This window comes from Antarcticibacterium arcticum (genome assembly GCF_007993795.1).
In the GTDB taxonomy this organism is placed as follows: Bacteria; Bacteroidota; Bacteroidia; order Flavobacteriales; family Flavobacteriaceae; genus Gillisia; species Gillisia arctica.
Genome location: NZ_CP042476.1, coordinates 127,117 through 144,035 on the forward strand (window position 1 = coordinate 127,117; position 16,919 = coordinate 144,035).

The following is a 16,919-nucleotide window of genomic DNA, read 5'->3' on the forward strand; positions in this document are numbered from 1 at the left end:
AAATGATGCAGTCAGAGCTATTTCATCATATCCATCCTTATGGGCCTTTCATACCGGAGAATGCCACAAAATTGATAGTGGGTACTTTGCCACCGCCCCGCTTCACTACTGGTGACCTCAAAGAAGGTGATGTAGATTTTTGTTATGGAAGCAGGGATGGGATGTTGTGGGTGATCCTGGATAAATTATTTGATCTTAACCTTACATTTGAAAACACTGCCCGGGCAATTGAGCAACGGGAACAATTTTTAATTAAACGCGGCATTGGGATTTGCGATATGGTTGAAAGTAGCCGCCGCGCAAAGATCGATGCCTCCGATCTTGGAATGCAGCAGGTTGAAATGCGCAATATGCTGGAGATCCTAAGAACCCATCCAAAAATAGAAACTCTTTTGTTCACAGGAGGAAATAGCAAGAATGGCCCCGAATACTTTTTTCGCAGGCATCTTAAAGAAAGCGGTGAGAATTTTAATTTAAAGGTGATCTCCAATGAAATTCCAAGAATTCACCAGTTCGTCCTGGACGGAAGGCTTATAAATACCGTCTCGCTTATTGCCCCTTCAGGATCTGCAAACCGGGCTATTGGAAGTCTTGATCATTATAAAAAGATGAAAATAAAAGATCCTGAATTCAATACAATTGATTTCAGGATCTTACAGTATAAAGGTTACTTTTAAAACCGCTTATTTTAATTCGGTTTTATCCTGGTCTGCCAGTGTGGTAGGCTTGATCTTAAACTTTTTTCTGCGTGGTCTTAAGCGACCGCTGGAGCCCAGGGCTATTTTTCCGCGTTTTGTTTTTTTATCACCTTTTCCCACGACTATTGCTTATTTTGTTGTTTTTTGATGGTCTTCTCATCAATATCAACCTTGTTAGTATCCTGTTTTTTAGTTCCTATATTTTTCAGCGGATTTCCTTCGGTATCTTTCCTTTTAATCCTGCTGTCTTCCATACGTCCCATAATTTTAGATTTTAAAGTTTATTAAAGATAAAGAACAGGACGTAAAATTCTATTAAAACCCTGTTAAAGGGCGAACAGAGGAAATGAAATCCGGGGTTTTTCCGGTTCCGTTTTGGTCAAGGTGTTTTACAAAAGCACTCCCTATGATGGCACCTCTGGCATATTCTGTGGCCTGGGAAAAAGTTTCCTGGTCACTAATGCCGAAGCCAATTACCTGTGGATTTTCAAGATTCATGGCAGCAATTCTTTTAAAATATTTCCGGGTTTCATCTCCAAAACCTTTGGTAGATCCGGTTACACTGGCACTGCTTACCATATAAATAAATCCATTGGAAACAGAATCAATCAGGCGGATGCGATCCTCGGAAGTTTGGGGAGTAATAAGGAATATATTAATAAGGCCGTATTCTTCAAATATTGCTTTATAATTATCTATATAAACATCTACCGGCAGATCTGGTATGATCAAGCCATCGATACCTATTTTCCTGCATTTTGCGCAAAACTTTTCAACCCCAAATTGTAAAATGGGATTGAAATATCCCATGATGATCAGTGGGATATTTACAGAGGATCTAATGTCTTTTAACTGTTCAAAAAGCTTCCCGGTGGTCATTCCGTTTTTAAGAGCTTTGGTAGAACTTTCCTGAATAGTTGGCCCATCAGCCAGCGGATCACTAAAAGGTAGGCCAATTTCAATGAAATCTACCCCGCTTTTCTCAAGATCCTGAATGATACTTACCGTGTCATTTATATTTGGAAATCCCGCTGTAAAATATATGGAAAGTAATTTTCTCTTGTTTTCTGTTTGAAATATTTTTTGAATTCTGTTCATATCAGTTTAATTAATTACACCCGGGTATTAGAGGTTAAAATATTCTATGTAGGTACTAAGATCTTTATCTCCCCGGCCAGAAAGGTTGACCACCACAATATCATCTTCTTTAAATTTTCGGTCTTTAAAAATTGCCAGTGCATGAGATGTTTCAATGGCCGGAATGATGCCTTCCAGTTCCGCTAATTCCCTTCCGGCTTTCATCGCGGCATCATCTGTAATAGAAATAAATTCTCCACGACCCGTCCTGAATAGGTTAGCGTGCATAGGCCCCACACCCGGATAATCCAAACCTGCCGAGATGGAATATGGTTCGGTTATTTGTCCGTCTTCGGTTTGCATCAATAGTGTTTTACTGCCGTGGATGATCCCTTCTTTTCCCAAAGCTGAGGTAGCTGCACTCTCTCCTGTATAAATACCTTTTCCCGCAGCTTCTACTGCAATGATCCCCACTTCAGGTTTATCGAGGTAATGGAAATAAGCCCCTGCCGCATTACTGCCTCCTCCAACGCAGGCCACTACAAAATCCGGATTCTCCCTGCCTTCCTTCTCCATAAGCTGAATTTTTATCTCTTCAGAAATAACCGACTGGAACCGGGCTACCATATCCGGATACGGATGCGGACCTACTACAGATCCTATGATATAATGCGTATCTACGGGATTGTTGATCCAGTCGCGGATAGCTTCATTTGTGGCATCCTTTAATGTTCGGCTGCCGGATTTTGCGGGAACTACAGTTGCTCCCAGCATTTTCATTCTGGCAACATTGGGAGCCTGGCGTTCAATATCTACCTCACCCATATATACAATACATTCCAATCCCATGAGTGCGCACACTGTTGCGGTTGCAACGCCGTGCTGTCCTGCACCCGTCTCTGCAATAATGCGCTTCTTTCCAAGGCGTTTTGCCATAAGGATCTGGCCTACTGTATTGTTCACCTTGTGCGCTCCCGTGTGGCAAAGGTCTTCACGTTTTAAATAGATCCTCGTATTGTATTTTTTACTGTACCGCTCTGCAAAATATAGGGGAGTTGGCCTGCCTACATATTCTTTAAGCAAATATTTGAATTCCTTTTGGAAAGATTCTTCCTGCATTATTTCCAAATAGCGGGACCGCAATTCTTCCACATTTGGATATAACATTTCGGGAATGAAAGCACCTCCAAAATCACCATAATACCCTTTTTCGTTTACCTGATAACTCATTGGTTTATTTTTAATTAGTTTGATCTCAGAAATTTATCTAAGGCCCTGATATGTCAATTTTTTACTGAATTCTTCGAGCAAATTCTTATCCTTTTCTCCCGGAGAAATTTCAAATTTGCTGTTCACATCTATCCCATAGAAAACCCGGGATTTTCCTGTTTTTTCAAAAAATTCCTTTAATTTCTTTAAACCTACAACATCTTCCAATCCTATACCGCCGCTTAGAAAAAATGGGGTGACAGAAGAATAATTTTTTAGAAGCTCCCAATTAAATGGAATGCCATTTCCACCTTTATTTCCCCCTTTGGTATCGAATAGAAAAAAATCTACAATTCCTTCATATTGGTTTAAAATGGAGAAATCGAATTCCTCATTTACTGCAAATACCTTGAAGATCTCTAAACCGGTACCGTTTTCTCTATTTTGAAAAGTAACCCTAAGGTTTCTGCAATATTCAGGGGATTCGTCTCCATGTAATTGGATAGCATTAAGTTTATGTTGGAGGGTTTTCTGCACAATAAAATCTTCAGAAGCATCTACAAAAACTCCGGTTTTTTTTATTTTTTCTGAAACTTCCGGGATCTCATTGATAAAATTTCTCGGAGATGCTTCATAAAATATAAATCCAAGGTAATCTGGTTTCAGGGACTCCATTTCCCGGATGTTACCGGGAGTTCCCATTCCGCAGATTTTCAGCTGAATGGGGATAGGTTGTTTTATGTTTAAATTTTGGTCCCGCATCTCAATTTTAATTGTTAAGTTTTGTGATGAACTGTGACGCGCTTTTTCCGGGATCTTCTGTTTTCATGAAATTTTCACCAATAAGGAATCCGCGATATCCATAATTTTGAAGGTCTTTTATAGCATCAACGCTGCTAATTCCGCTTTCAGATACCTTTAGGAAGTCGGCAGGGATCTTTTCTGAAAGATCTTTACTTATTTGCGTACTCACTTCAAAGGTTTTTAAATTCCGGTTATTCACTCCCATCATATCCAGGCTGGGCATTATTGATTTTTCCAATTCTTCCTGGTTATGAACCTCCAATAGAACTTCCAGGTCCAGACTTTGGGCAAATTGAGATAAATTTTTTATTTCATCCCGGGTAAGAACTGCGGCTATAAGCAAAATAACATCTGCACCATGTGCTTTAGCTTCCAGGAGCTGGTATTCATCTACAATAAATTCTTTGCGCAACAGGGGCATATGTACAGTGGCCCGGGCTAGTATTAGGTCCTCCAGTGAGCCGCCAAAATATTTTCCGTCAGTTAAAACAGACATTCCGCAAACGCCTGCCTGCTCATAACCAAATGCAACTTCCCCCACATTGAGGTCCTGGTTTATTACAGCTTTGGAAGGAGAGCGCCTCTTATGCTCGGCAATAATCCCCGAGCTGCTGTTCTGTAAAGCCTTTACGAGAGAGGTTGTCTTTCTTTCAAAAAGCGGATATCCCGAAAGGGCTTTAGAGGATATTATTTGTTTTTTCAACTCAACCTCCTTGTATTTATCTGCAATGATCCTGTTCAGAATGTTCATTTTTACTTTTTTAAATATTTTTTCTGCATTGTTATTTACTTAGTTCCTGCAGTTTTTTAAATGCCTTTAATGCCCTTCCGGAGTGAAGGGATTCCTGTGCTTTTTCAAATCCTTCGCGGGGGGTAAGTTTTTGAGCCGTGGCGATTGCCATACCGGCATTTGCGCACACTACATTTTGCTGTGCATCGGTGCTTTTACCGTTCAAAATGTTGAGAAATATTTCAGCAGAAGAATCTATAGATCCTCCGCCGGCAATTTCAGAAGCTTTTAGGGTTTCAACTCCAAAATCTATTGCTTCCAGCATTCCTTCCGAAGAATTGGAAATAGTTTTGGTTGGGCCGGTAAGGGATATTTCATCATATCCATCAAGTGCGTGTAATATTGTGAAATTCTTATTGGTATTCTGGTATAGATATCCATACATTCTTGCCAGCTCCAGGCTAAAAACCCCCACCAGTTGATGAGGCGGAAATGCCGGATTTACCATAGGCCCCAACATATTGAAAAAAGTTTTTACTGCCAGTGATTTTCTTATGGGGGCCACATTTTTCATAGCCGGATGAAAGAGCGGGGCATGGAGCACACAAATTCCTGCTTCATCTATACATTTCTCTAAAAAACCGGGATCTGCACTAAATTTTATCCCTAAATGTTCCATCACATTGGAACTGCCACTTACCGAGGAAACACCGTAATTCCCATGTTTTGCCACTTTAATGTCCGCACCCGCGGTAATAAAGGAAGCAAGGGTTGAAATATTAAATGTGTCCTTGCCATCCCCACCGGTGCCACAAAGGTCAATTGGATCATATGCACTCAAATCTACGGCCAAACAAAGTTCCAGAAGTGCATCCCGGAATCCTTCCAATTCGTCAATCGTGATGCTTCGCATCATATATACCGTTAAAAAAGCAGCGATCTGGCTTTGATTATATTCGCCGTTTGAAATATTTATTAAAGCTTCCCTGGCTTCAGTTTTTGAAATGGTTTCGTGATTTATAAGTCGGTTAAGCAAAGTTTTCATGATGGTATGTTCCTTAAAGTTCAGATTTTGTATCGGGAAATAATTCTTTTTCAGGCTGAGGTTTTTCAGAATTTACACCAGAAAACACCCAATTCTTTATCATTAATTTTCCATTTGGAGTTAAAACAGATTCAGGGTGAAATTGAACTCCTCTCACATCATATTCCCGGTGACGCAGGGACATTACCTGGCCATTTTCATCATAAGAAGTAGCCTCCAGGCAGGCGGGGAGATTTTTATCTACCACCCAGGAGTGATATCGGCCTACTTCGAACTCATTTTCAATGCCGTTGAAAAGCGATTCATCATTTACGTTTTTTGTTACTTTCGTTGCGACCCCGTGATAAACGGTTTCAAGGTTGATCAAGTTTCCGCCAAAAACTTCTCCAATAGCCTGCTGGCCAAGGCATACTCCTAAAATGCTTTTGTTTGCAGCATATTCCTTTACAATTGCCTTTAGTAGTCCTGCTTCTTCGGGGATGCCGGGTCCCGGGGATAAGAGTATCTTATCATAATGAGCAACATCTTCAAGGGAGATCTCATTATTGCGCCTCACGGAAACCTCACAATTCAGCTCCTCCAGGTAATGCACCAAATTGTAAACAAAGGAATCATAATTGTCAATTACCAAAACCGAAACCGGTTTCCCGAGACGAGCAATACTTTTTTCTGAATTTTTCATTTTTTTATTTCAATATTTCACACTTAGCAAAGATGGGGATGCATCAAATTTCTTCAGCAAGTTCCATCGCTTTGGTAAGAGCTCCCAGTTTATTATATACTTCCTGTAATTCATTTTCTTCATTAGATCCTGAAACGATTCCCGCACCGGCCTGATAATGCAATTGGTGGTTTTTGCTTACAAATGAGCGTATAATAATTGCATGATTAAAGTTTCCTTCAAAATCCATAAAACCAATCGCTCCGCCATAAGCGCTCCTGTTTACGTTCTCATATTTTTCAATAAGGGTCATTGCACTATGCTTGGGTGCACCACTTAGGGTTCCTGCGGGAAAAGTATCAGCCACCACCTGCATAGTAGAGGTTTTATTATTTTTAATTCCGGTAACTTTGCTCACCAGGTGTATAACGTGTGAAAAGAACTGGATTTCCCGGTATTTTTCAACCTTGACGCCGCTGCTATGACGGCTTAGATCATTCCTTGCCAGATCAACCAACATCACATGTTCTGCATTTTCTTTTTTATCTGCGGCAAGTTGTTTGGCAAGTTCAGCATCCTGTTCATCATTTCCGGTTCTTTTAAAAGTCCCCGCAATTGGATGTATCTCGGCCAGATCTCCTTTTACCACCAACTGGGCTTCCGGGGAACTTCCAAATATTTTGAAATTCCCATAATCAAAATAAAACAGGTAAGGGGAGGGGTTTACATTGCGCAAAGCCCTGTATACATTGAATTCATCTCCCTTAAAACTTTGAGAGAATCTTCTAGAAAGCACCAGTTGAAATACGTCGCCCCGCTGGCAATGCTTTTTACTCAGGGAAACATTTTCCCTAAATTCAGCATCTGTTAAATTGGATACCGGTTCCTCTTGTCTTCTAAAATTATATGTTGCAAATGTTTTTACTTTTAAAAACTGTTCAATTTCTTCAAGTTGACTATTTGAGTTATGATTATGGTCAAAAATATAAGCCTCGTTATTGAAATGGTTAATTGCAATAATGTTTTGATAAACTGCATAATAGATATCGGGTAGCTGCAGGTCTCCTTCCTTTTTAGTGATAGAAACCTTTTCAAAATATTTTACCCCATCATACGCGATATAACCAAAAAGGCCATTGTTTATAAACTTAAACCCGGAGTTACTGGTCTCGAACTTTAAAGAAAATTCATTGATTACTTCAGGAATATTTATTCCGGGTGTGATTTCTGTTCTCTTACTGGTTCCATCTGGGAAGGATTCGGTAATAATACCACCATCCACTTTAATTGACGCTATGGGATTACAACATATATAAGAGAAGCTGTTATCGCTGGCATGGTAATCGCTGCTTTCCAATAGGAGGCTGTTGGGATATTTATCCCTAACTTTTAGGTATACACTTACGGGGGTAAAAGTATCTGCCAGCAGTTTTTTATAAGTGGTAGTTAATTTATACATGGTATTTTTTTAAATTAAAAAAGGCTTGTCGTGAGACAAGCCTTTGTATATATGATCATACTATAGCAGTGTTACTTCACGACGTTTTGACGTAAATTATTCCACCACCAGCTATGTAAAATTAAATTTTGCATTGGTCAAATATAGGTCAGGATTTTGACCTGACAAATAAATTATGATAATAACTCAAAAAAAATAATAAGGGGGAAGTTCAATCCCTCTGAATTACCTTTATAATAGGGTATTAAAATTTTAAATTAACCGCAAGGTCAAAATTGTCATAGATGGTATTATCTCCAAGATTATCAAAGAAACTACCGGACCCGTAACGCACATTATATTTTGACCTGTCAATAGTTAAATTAGTGGAGGCAGAATTCTCTTTCCAGTTTAGGTCAAAAGTGATGGGATGGGTTTCATTTTTAATAGTAAGCTTACCCACAACTCCATATACACCATTACTCTTTTTAGAGATCTTGGTAATCACCAATTTAGAAGTGGGATAGGTGGTTACACCAAAAAAATCATCAGATTTTAGGTGCCCTTCAAGTTTCCCTTTATTTTCTCCACTTAGGTCAGTGACCTCAATTGAAGTCATATTCATTACAAATTCTCCACCTACGGGAACCCCATCTTCAATATTGAAATGTCCTTCCTTTAAAGTGATAGTCCCATTGTGTGACCCGGTTACTTTTTCTCCAACCCAGGTAACCTTACTGGTATTTACATCAATGGATTTTTTAATTGGGTTAGTGAAGGCGAAAGTGGTTAAAATAATGGCTAATGCAGTTGTTCCTTTCAAAAATTTTGTTGTCATAGTGTTTGTTTTAAATTGTTGTTTTTACATTAATTGTTTATACAAGAGTAGTCATAAATTTTTTTTATGCTCTTAGCTTTTCAAGAAGGTGATTAAGTTTTTCAATTTCCATTTTAGTAAGATTTTGAGAAATTCTGTGTTCGCTATCTGCAATAACAGGATCAATTTTTTTTAAAAGTTCCATCCCTGTAGCTGTGATAAAGACTTCAATTTTCCTGCGATTCTCTTCACATATGGTACGTTCGACCAACTCTTTTTCAAGCAACTTATCTATAAGTCTCGAAGTATTACTCATTTGATTTACCATTCTATCCTGAATAGTGCTAAGATTGGCCGGTTTCCCTTGTTGCCCCCTTAGGATCCTTAAAACGTTAAATTGCGGAATGGAAATGTCAAAAGGTTTTAAAGATTCTGCCATTAAAGAAGTTGCACGGTTAGTTGAAAGTACAAGATTTATTGCCAGTTTCTTTTCAACAGGCAAAGGGTTTTTGGTTTTTAATATCTCTTCAACTTTCATTGTTAATACAACTTTTGTATGTACAAATGTAATATAACATTTTATAATTTGATTTAAAAAATTGTTAAAATTTAAATTACCTAATCATTCCAGCTTGTTAAATTCATTACTGATAAAGTTAAGCCTAATTAAGTTTTATTTAGAAACCTTTATATTTACAGAACTAAAAATACAAACAAAAATATTATGAAAAATTTGACCCAGGAACAATGGAAGGACGCATTGGAAAAGGATGAAAATGCTTTTATCCTCGATGTTAGAACAGAAGAAGAATTTATTGAAGGTTTCATTCCCGAAGCTAAAAATTTGGATATTTATAAAGGTCAGGATTTTCTAAATGAAGTGGAAAAACTAGATAAGAATAAGAATTATTATGTTTACTGCCGTTCAGGGGCACGCAGTTCCCAGGCCTGTGCTTTGATGAATCAACAAGGTATTGAAAATGCATATAACCTGATGGGTGGAATAACCGAATGGGAGGGTGAAATAGCTCATCAATAGGATGTTATTTTTCCTTTTCCTCAGGGATAAGGTTATATCTTCAATTAATACAAATATCCTCCTTTAAGCTCATTTTTTCATAGGGCCGCTAATAGGAGGATAATTTATTTTTAATAAGTTCAAATTTATGATCCGGGTTTAAAGGCAATGAATAGGTCCCTTCTTCCCAAACCTAACCCGTCTAGATTGTGAATTCCTCTAAATTTTTTTCCGTCTCGATATTTATTTTGTATGCGATTATTTTCTTTGCGGTTAATAGTCTTTAAATCAACAATAAAAATTTATCCTTTTCCACTTGTGATGAACGGCAGAATAAGAATTGAAACTGTGTGATTTTTATTCGGATTTATAGGCGGAAATGTTAAATTTTAAATTTAAACAAAACTTTAACATCTCTTTTGTAAGGCAGAGCATCTGTCCTATTGAAGGATATTTCCCACTCAAAATTCCACTTATATAGATGAACGATTCAAATGCAAATTTTAATTTCTAATAATTAAGTTTAGATTTGAGAAACCATTAACAATTTAACTAAAACTTATTTTATGATGTTAAAATTAAACTTAAAAGTAGGTGCTGCTGCATTAGTAGCCTCTGCATTTCTCTTCTCCTGTACGCAGGATGAAAAAACTTCTCAGGAAGAAGCTTCATTTACAGAGCTTGATTCCAATTTTGATTCCCAGGCTATTGAGGGTCAGTACATCGTTGTTTACCGGGAAGGTGCAATAGAAGATGTGGGAGCCAAGTATCCTGATAATTATGCCAAAGCTCAGGAAGCTATGGCACAACAAACTAAAAGGATCCTTGCCGATGCCTCCATCTCAGATGCCGAAATTGTAAATGTTTACAGTAGGACTTTAAACGGTGCAACATTGAAATTATCAAAAGCTCAGGTAGAACAACTAAAAGGTAAAAAAGAAGTGAAATACATTGAGCAGGACAGGCTAGTAGTTTTTGCTCCACCTTGTGGTACTCCTAATGGAGGACCTTGTGATGGTGATGGCGGTGGAGGTGACGGCGGCAGTACGCAGGAGACTCCATATGGTATTACAAGAGTAAACGGAGTTTCTGGTTATACAGGTACATCTGTAGCCTGGGTTGTGGACACCGGTATTGATTTAGATCACCCGGATCTTAATGTGGACGCTTCCCGAGGTTTTAATGCCTTTACATCTGGTAAAGATGGAGGTTCATTAGATGATGGAAATGGACATGGATCTCATGTAGCAGGAACAATCGCTGCGATAAACAATACTATTGGAGTTATAGGAGTTGCTCCAGGAGCTACTGTTATTCCTGTAAAAGTTTTAGATAGTCGCGGAAGTGGATCCTATTCCGGTGTAATAGCAGGTGTTGATCACGTAGGTGCGAATGGAAAAAGTGGAGATGTTGCTAATATGAGTTTAGGAGGTCCTGTATCTCAGGCCCTTGATGATGCGGTTCTTGCTGCATCCAACAAAGGAATTAAATTTGCCCTTGCAGCCGGAAATGATGGTGCTGATGCAAATAACAGTTCTCCAGCCAGAGTGAATGGAGCAAACATTGTGACCATTTCGGCTATGAATTCAAGTGATACTTGGGCAAGTTTCTCTAACTATGGAAATCCTCCTGTAGATTATGCTGCTCCGGGTGTATCTGTTAAATCTACCTGGAAAGGTGGTGGTTACAATACTATAAGTGGAACCTCCATGGCCGCTCCTCATGCTGCCGGTGTTTTATTATTAGGTTCAGCAAGAACAGACGGAAATGTGAAAAACGATCCTGATGGAAATCCTGACCCAATTATTGTTCACTAGATTATAAGTATTACCACCTAAAAGGTTGTTTTAAATACCCTGAAATTTCTTTATTAAAGCCTTTGCAAAGCTTAATAAAGTCTCAAAAATCTCTATTAAAATATGAGATTTGAAATTTTCATAGGGTCTATTTAAAACAACCTTTTTTTATTAAATGGAATTTCTCAGGCTATTTATAATTTTTTTCCTTTCAAGACGTTAATTGCATAGTAAAACAGGTTAAATTTATTTTTTAATATAATATATTTACCCCCAATCTTAGGAATTGAAACAACCCCACTTTATGAATAAACTTGTTGGAATTATCTTAATTGCCTTTTTTAGCTTAACCGCTGTACAGGCGCAAGAATTTAAATTTGGTGTAAAAGGAGGATTAAATAAAACATTTGGCGGCCAGATCACGGGTATTCAGTCTTCCAGTATATACACGGGAGATACTTTTAATGCTGAAGGTGAAATTGGATTTCATGGTGGAGTTTGGACTCAGCTAAGTTTTGGAAGATTTTTTATACGGCCTGAAGTGGTTTATTCAAAATTGGAATCCCGTTTTGATTTCCCCAACCGTCCTGCGATATATAATGTTGATGAATTAAGTGTTCCCTTTTTGGTAGGTTTTAACGTGTGGGGACCGTTAGATATTTATGCCGGCCCAGCCTATAAAAAAGTAATCGATGCCAGAATGGAGGGTACTGAACCTTTGGACAACCCACCATTAATTGTTGTTCAAAATTTCCCTTTGTCGGCCCAGGTTGGTGCCAAGGTTGAATTTGGCAGCTTTGGCCTGGACGTGAGGTATGACCGTTCTCTGGCGACTGAAGAAGCGCAAACTATTGATATTGTGAACAGCACCTATGGGATCAACCGGGCCACTTTTGATGATGCCCGTCTTCACCAGGTAATAGTAAGTCTTACTATCAAATTATTTGATACCGAGAACGCAGGAAAGAGAAGAAGAAAAGGCGGTAGCTGTTACTTTTAAAAAAAGGATTTATATATAATAAAAGAGCGCATCGCGCTCTTTTATTAGTTTTGAGAGGATCTATTTCAAATATTATTCAGGTTTGTAACGGTCATTTAAACCCATTCCTGAAAGGATCAGAGGAATTATTTTTTGAACCCTGTTTTTCCTTGTTTCTTCCCGTTTTGCTTCATCTATATAAACACAATATTCCCTTCTTTTACCAGGGGTTAATTTATTGAAGGCAGCTTCCAGGTTACCTCCGGAAATTAAATGTTGCTTTAATTCAGCCGGGATTGTAATTTCCTTTTTAGGAGGAGGTTGCATTTTTATTCCTCTCTTATTAATTTCAATGCTTTCTGCGATATACTTGGAAATTTCTTCCATATCCGGGTGGGTATTTTCATCAAACTTAATTTGCCGCATAGCATGCGTTTTCCCCTCCTGCGCATTTATTAATAAGCGGGTATTGTTTTCATGAAGTCCGCCATTAAAGAACCAGATGCCATAATGACTTTTAAAAGCTGCGATTCCTAAAATGTTTTTATTGTCAATATCATAAACCGGCATACTCCATTTTATTCCTTCATGTAATGGAAATGACTTAATTAACTGGCGAAGTGATTCCAACTCATTTCGCCATTTTGGGTGTGCAGCGATATACTCTTCGGTAGTATTAATTTTTTTCATATCCCGCACTATATTTTTCCGCAGTTAACTCCGCGATCTTCACAATCACTGCTATGGCCTTTTGCATGCTTTCCACCGGAACATATTCATAGCGTCCGTGAAAATTATGCCCCCCTGCAAAGATATTAGGACAGGGCAGTCCTTTATAACTTAATTGTGCACCATCAGTTCCACCCCTTATTGGTTTAATGATTGGTGTAACATTGACGGCTTTCATGGCCTCCTCAGCAATATCTATTATGTGCATTACAGGTTCGATTTTTTCAGCCATATTGAAATATTGGTCTTTGATCTCAACTTTAATAACCTCTCTGCCAAACTGCGTGTTAATATCTACAGCCATATTCTTCATAACTTCTTTTCTGGCCTCAAAATGATCTTTATCGTGATCCCTTATAATATATTTTAAAACGGTTTCCTCTACATCCCCGTTAATATCTGTAAGATGAAAGAATCCCTGCCGGTCTTCTGTATGTTCCGGAGTTTCAAGGCGTGGTAAGGAATTGATGAAATCCTGTGCAATGTACATGCTATTCACCATCTTATCTTTAGCATAACCCGGGTGGACTATCTTTCCTTTAACGGTTACAACTGCACCGGCCGCATTAAAATTCTCAAATTCTAACTCGCCAACCTGGCTGCCATCCATTGTATAAGCCCAATCTGCTCCAAACTTTTCCACATCAAATTTATGGGCTCCTCTCCCAATTTCCTCATCTGGCGTAAATCCCACCCTTATTTTTCCGTGGGGAATATGTGGGTTGTTGACCAAGTATTCCATTGCCGAAACTATTTCAGCAATACCCGCCTTATCATCTGCCCCCAGCAGGGTAGTTCCATCTGTTGTAATAATGGTTTGCCCTTTATATTGTAACAGATCCTCAAAATAATCTGGAGAGAGTATTATGTCCTGTTCGGCATTAAGCACGATGTCCTTGCCATCATATGCTTCAATGATTTGCGGATTGACATTTGTGCCTGTAAAATCTGGAGAGGTGTCAAAATGGGAAATGAAGCCAATTACGGGGACTTCATGGGCAATATTCGAGGGCAGGCTTGCCATAATATATGCGTTATCATCAATCTCAACATCTTCAAGCCCTATTTCCTTCAATTCTGTTGCCAGTTTCCTTGCGAGATCCCATTGTTTTTTTGTGCTGGGAGTTTCATTACTGCCGGAATCGCTTTGGGTATCAATTCTTACATAACCGGTAAATCTGTCAATCAGGTTTTTTTTAGAGATCATAAAATAAGTGTTTATCCAAAATTAAACATTCACGGCTCAGTGACAAAGTCTTTTATAATTTACCGGCTGAAAATTTAAAAAACTATTTTTGCACAAACCAACAGCCATGTATAAATCGTTCCTTAGACCTTTACTCTTTAAGTTTGATCCCGAAAATGTTCACCATTTTACTTTTAAAACCCTAAGGTTCCTATTTAAAATTCCTGGAATACCTGCTATATTAAAAACTTCTTTTCAAATTTCTGATCCCCGACTGGAACGGGTTGTTTTCGGAATTAAATTTAAAAACCCGGTGGGCCTTGCAGCAGGTTTTGATAAGAACGCACAGCTATATGAGGAATTGGATGCCCTGGGATTTGGATTTATTGAAATTGGAACGGTTACCCCAAAACCGCAGGCCGGCAATGAAAAGAAAAGATTGTTCCGGCTTAAAGAGGATAAGGCTATTATAAACCGGATGGGCTTTAATAATGAAGGGGTGCTGGCTGCTGTTAAAAGACTCCGGAAAAATAAAAATGTACTTATTGGGGGCAATATTGGAAAAAATAAAATTACCCCCAATGAAAATGCTGTAGACGATTATTTGATCTGTTTCAATGCCTTGTTTGATTATGTAGATTATTTTGTGATAAACGTGAGCTCGCCCAATACTCCTAACCTCCGCGAGCTGCAGGACAAGGAACCCTTAACGAAATTACTTACTACGCTGCAAAAACAAAATGATACCAAAGAAAAACAAAAACCTATCTTATTAAAAATTGCGCCGGACCTTACTGATAGCCAATTGCTTGAAATTATTGATATTGTAATAGACACCAAAATAGCTGGCGTAATTGCAACTAATACCACAATTTCAAGAGAAGGCCTGATTTCTTCCAATAAGGAGGAAATGGGCGGAATGAGCGGTCACCCGTTGAAGGACCGCTCCACAGAGGTTATTCGATTTCTTTCAGAAAAAAGTAACAAAGCATTTCCTGTAATTGGAGTAGGAGGGATTCATAGTCCGGAGGATGCTATTGAAAAATTAAAAGCGGGCGCAAGCCTTGTACAGTTATATACCGGCTTTATTTATGAAGGCCCGGGATTGATCAAAGCAATAAATAAAAAGATTCTGGAACAAAATCTATAACCAATCCTTATAATTTTGACGGAACTTCTTATCACCTTTTTAACCGCTTCAGTTTTACTTACTATTTCCCCCGGGCCCGACATTATTTATGTGCTTGTTCAAAGCATGGCCAATGGGAAAAAGGCGGGAATTATAACCACACTTGGATTAGTTTCAGGAATTTTGATCCATACCAGTCTCGTGGCATTTGGAGTTTCAGCAATTATAAAAAGATCTGAAGATGTTTTTCTGGCAATAAAGGTCTTCGGAGCTTTTTATTTATTCTTTCTGGCCTACAAAGTTTGGAAAAGCGGTGGCGAGATTTCTGTGGAAACCGGAAAAACTCTCAGGCGAGCAAATTGGGCCCTCTTTCGCCAGGGGTTCATAATGAATGTACTAAACCCAAAGGTAACTATCTTTTTCCTCGCTTTTTTTCCGGGGTTTTTATGGGATCCTAATGCAGATACCGTATACCAGTTTTATTTTCTTGGATTCCTGTTCATGTTACAAGCGTTCCTGATATTTGGGACGGTAGCTTTATTGGCAGGGAAAATTTCCTCCTGGTTAAAATATCACCCAGGTTTTGGAGTGATTTTGAAATGGACCCAGATTATAGTATTTATTGGAATAGGGATTTTTATACTTATTTAAAAAACCACAGGGGGCAGGGGGTAAAGGATTAAAGCAATTTTTATATGAGGTGTAAAATATTATCTTTGGTACATGGATGAAATCAAATTAATTGAATGTCCCAGGGATGCCATGCAGGGCATTAAAGCTTTTATTCCTACAGAAAAGAAAATTCAATACATCCAGTCCTTATTGCGCTGCGGGTTTGACACAATAGATTTTGGAAGTTTTGTTTCTCCAAAGGCAATCCCTCAAATGGCCGATACACCACAGGTTTTAGCGGGACTTGATCTTTCAACTACCAAAAGTAAGTTGCTGGCTATCATTGCGAACACCCGGGGAGCGCTGGATGCTGCTCAATACTCCCAGATACAATATTTAGGGTATCCGTTTTCCATTTCTGAAAACTTTCAGATGAGGAATACCCATAAAACCATTGCAGAATCTGTTGAAACCCTGAAGGAAATTCTTGACATTGCCAATACAAGTGATAAGGAGGTAGTTGCCTATTTGAGCATGGGCTTTGGAAATCCTTACGGAGATCCCTGGAATGTGGAAATAGTTGGGGAATGGACAGAGAAATTATCGGGAATGGGAGTAAAGATCCTCTCACTGTCAGATACCATTGGTAGCTCGACCCCCCAGGTTATTGAATATTTGTTTTCCAATCTTATTCCTCAATATCCTTCTATAGAATTTGGAGCCCATTTACATACAACACCCACCTCGTGGCATGAAAAAATAGATGCCGCATATAGATCAGGGTGTAAACGTTTTGATGGGGCAATACAGGGATTTGGTGGCTGCCCTATGGCTAAAGATGAACTTACAGGAAATATGCCTACAGAAAGAATGGTTTCATATTTTACATCCAAAAAGTGTGAGACCCATATTAAAATGACCAGTTTTGAATCCTCCTACAACGAGGCGACTAAAATTTTTACTGAATATCATTAGAAACATAAGAATACTA

General features: G+C 38.5%; 20 protein-coding genes. 7 read left to right on the plus strand and 13 right to left on the minus strand.

Going from position 1 to position 16,919, the window contains the following annotated elements:
- Positions 1-5: 5 nt before the first annotated feature.
- On the plus strand, positions 6-677 hold the full coding sequence (locus tag FK178_RS00530; protein WP_146837333.1) for a uracil-DNA glycosylase family protein: 672 nt from the start codon (positions 6-8) through the stop codon (positions 675-677).
- A 6-nt stretch (positions 678-683) separates the two neighbouring features.
- On the opposite strand, the gene FK178_RS00535 is transcribed toward FK178_RS00530, so the two are convergent.
- The 11 genes from FK178_RS00535 to FK178_RS00580 form a co-directional block, all read right to left on the minus strand.
- Positions 684-818, minus strand: a complete 135-nt coding sequence (locus FK178_RS00535; RefSeq protein WP_146829984.1) for a 30S ribosomal protein THX — start codon at positions 816-818, stop codon at positions 684-686.
- Positions 819-820: 2 nt separating this feature from the next.
- Positions 821-961: a hypothetical protein gene (locus FK178_RS15395; RefSeq protein ID WP_168194532.1), complete on the minus strand. Its 141-nt coding sequence runs from the start codon at positions 959-961 to the stop codon at positions 821-823.
- A gap of 52 nt (positions 962-1,013) precedes the next feature.
- Entirely contained in the window at positions 1,014-1,796 is a 783-nt protein-coding gene (gene trpA, locus FK178_RS00540; protein ID WP_146829986.1) for a tryptophan synthase subunit alpha, read from the minus strand.
- A gap of 27 nt (positions 1,797-1,823) precedes the next feature.
- On the minus strand, positions 1,824-3,005 hold the full coding sequence (trpB, locus tag FK178_RS00545) for a tryptophan synthase subunit beta (RefSeq protein ID WP_146829988.1): 1,182 nt from the start codon (positions 3,003-3,005) through the stop codon (positions 1,824-1,826).
- Positions 3,006-3,038: 33 nt separating this feature from the next.
- Positions 3,039-3,686, minus strand: coding sequence for a phosphoribosylanthranilate isomerase (locus FK178_RS00550; protein WP_146829990.1), 648 nt, complete (start codon positions 3,684-3,686; stop codon positions 3,039-3,041).
- A gap of 67 nt (positions 3,687-3,753) precedes the next feature.
- A complete protein-coding gene (trpC, locus tag FK178_RS00555; protein WP_146829992.1) occupies positions 3,754-4,539 on the minus strand; it encodes an indole-3-glycerol phosphate synthase TrpC in 786 nt (261 codons plus the stop codon).
- Positions 4,540-4,570: 31 nt separating this feature from the next.
- Positions 4,571-5,563 carry an anthranilate phosphoribosyltransferase gene (gene trpD, locus FK178_RS00560; protein WP_146829994.1) on the minus strand — a complete coding sequence of 331 codons (993 nt, stop codon included), beginning with the start codon at positions 5,561-5,563 and terminating at the stop codon, positions 4,571-4,573.
- A gap of 13 nt (positions 5,564-5,576) precedes the next feature.
- Entirely contained in the window at positions 5,577-6,245 is a 669-nt protein-coding gene (locus tag FK178_RS00565; protein ID WP_146829996.1) for an anthranilate synthase component II, read from the minus strand.
- Between the two features lie 43 nt (positions 6,246-6,288).
- Complete coding sequence (locus FK178_RS00570; protein WP_146829998.1) at positions 6,289-7,683, minus strand: anthranilate synthase component I family protein; 1,395 nt, start codon at positions 7,681-7,683, stop codon at positions 6,289-6,291.
- Between the two features lie 244 nt (positions 7,684-7,927).
- Complete coding sequence (locus FK178_RS00575) at positions 7,928-8,500, minus strand: YceI family protein (protein ID WP_146830000.1); 573 nt, start codon at positions 8,498-8,500, stop codon at positions 7,928-7,930.
- 64 nt (positions 8,501-8,564) lie between these two features.
- Entirely contained in the window at positions 8,565-9,017 is a 453-nt protein-coding gene (locus FK178_RS00580) for a MarR family winged helix-turn-helix transcriptional regulator (RefSeq protein ID WP_146830002.1), read from the minus strand.
- Positions 9,018-9,203: 186 nt separating this feature from the next.
- On the opposite strand from FK178_RS00580, the gene FK178_RS00585 reads away from it, so the two are divergent.
- From FK178_RS00585 to FK178_RS00595, 3 genes are all read left to right on the plus strand, one after another.
- Entirely contained in the window at positions 9,204-9,518 is a 315-nt protein-coding gene (locus FK178_RS00585; protein WP_146830004.1) for a rhodanese-like domain-containing protein, read from the plus strand.
- Positions 9,519-10,063: 545 nt separating this feature from the next.
- Positions 10,064-11,314 carry a S8 family peptidase gene (locus tag FK178_RS00590; RefSeq protein WP_240793862.1) on the plus strand — a complete coding sequence of 417 codons (1,251 nt, stop codon included), beginning with the start codon at positions 10,064-10,066 and terminating at the stop codon, positions 11,312-11,314.
- A gap of 283 nt (positions 11,315-11,597) precedes the next feature.
- A complete protein-coding gene (locus FK178_RS00595) occupies positions 11,598-12,293 on the plus strand; it encodes a PorT family protein (protein ID WP_146830006.1) in 696 nt (231 codons plus the stop codon).
- Positions 12,294-12,365: 72 nt separating this feature from the next.
- Here FK178_RS00595 and FK178_RS00600 read toward each other — a convergent pair whose 3' ends face one another.
- A complete protein-coding gene (locus tag FK178_RS00600; protein ID WP_146830008.1) occupies positions 12,366-12,962 on the minus strand; it encodes a YdeI/OmpD-associated family protein in 597 nt (198 codons plus the stop codon).
- Positions 12,949-14,208, minus strand: coding sequence for a peptidase T (gene pepT, locus FK178_RS00605; protein WP_146830010.1), 1,260 nt, complete (start codon positions 14,206-14,208; stop codon positions 12,949-12,951). The genes FK178_RS00600 and pepT overlap by 14 nt, the downstream gene beginning before the upstream one ends.
- A 106-nt stretch (positions 14,209-14,314) precedes the next feature.
- Here pepT and FK178_RS00610 point away from each other — a divergent pair, with 106 nt between their 5' ends.
- From FK178_RS00610 to FK178_RS00620, 3 genes are all read left to right on the plus strand, one after another.
- Complete coding sequence (locus FK178_RS00610) at positions 14,315-15,337, plus strand: quinone-dependent dihydroorotate dehydrogenase (protein ID WP_146830012.1); 1,023 nt, start codon at positions 14,315-14,317, stop codon at positions 15,335-15,337.
- A gap of 15 nt (positions 15,338-15,352) precedes the next feature.
- Positions 15,353-15,967, plus strand: a complete 615-nt coding sequence (locus tag FK178_RS00615) for a LysE family translocator (RefSeq protein ID WP_146830014.1) — start codon at positions 15,353-15,355, stop codon at positions 15,965-15,967.
- 72 nt (positions 15,968-16,039) lie between these two features.
- Positions 16,040-16,903, plus strand: a complete 864-nt coding sequence (locus tag FK178_RS00620) for a hydroxymethylglutaryl-CoA lyase (protein WP_146830016.1) — start codon at positions 16,040-16,042, stop codon at positions 16,901-16,903.
- Positions 16,904-16,919 lie beyond the last annotated feature (16 nt).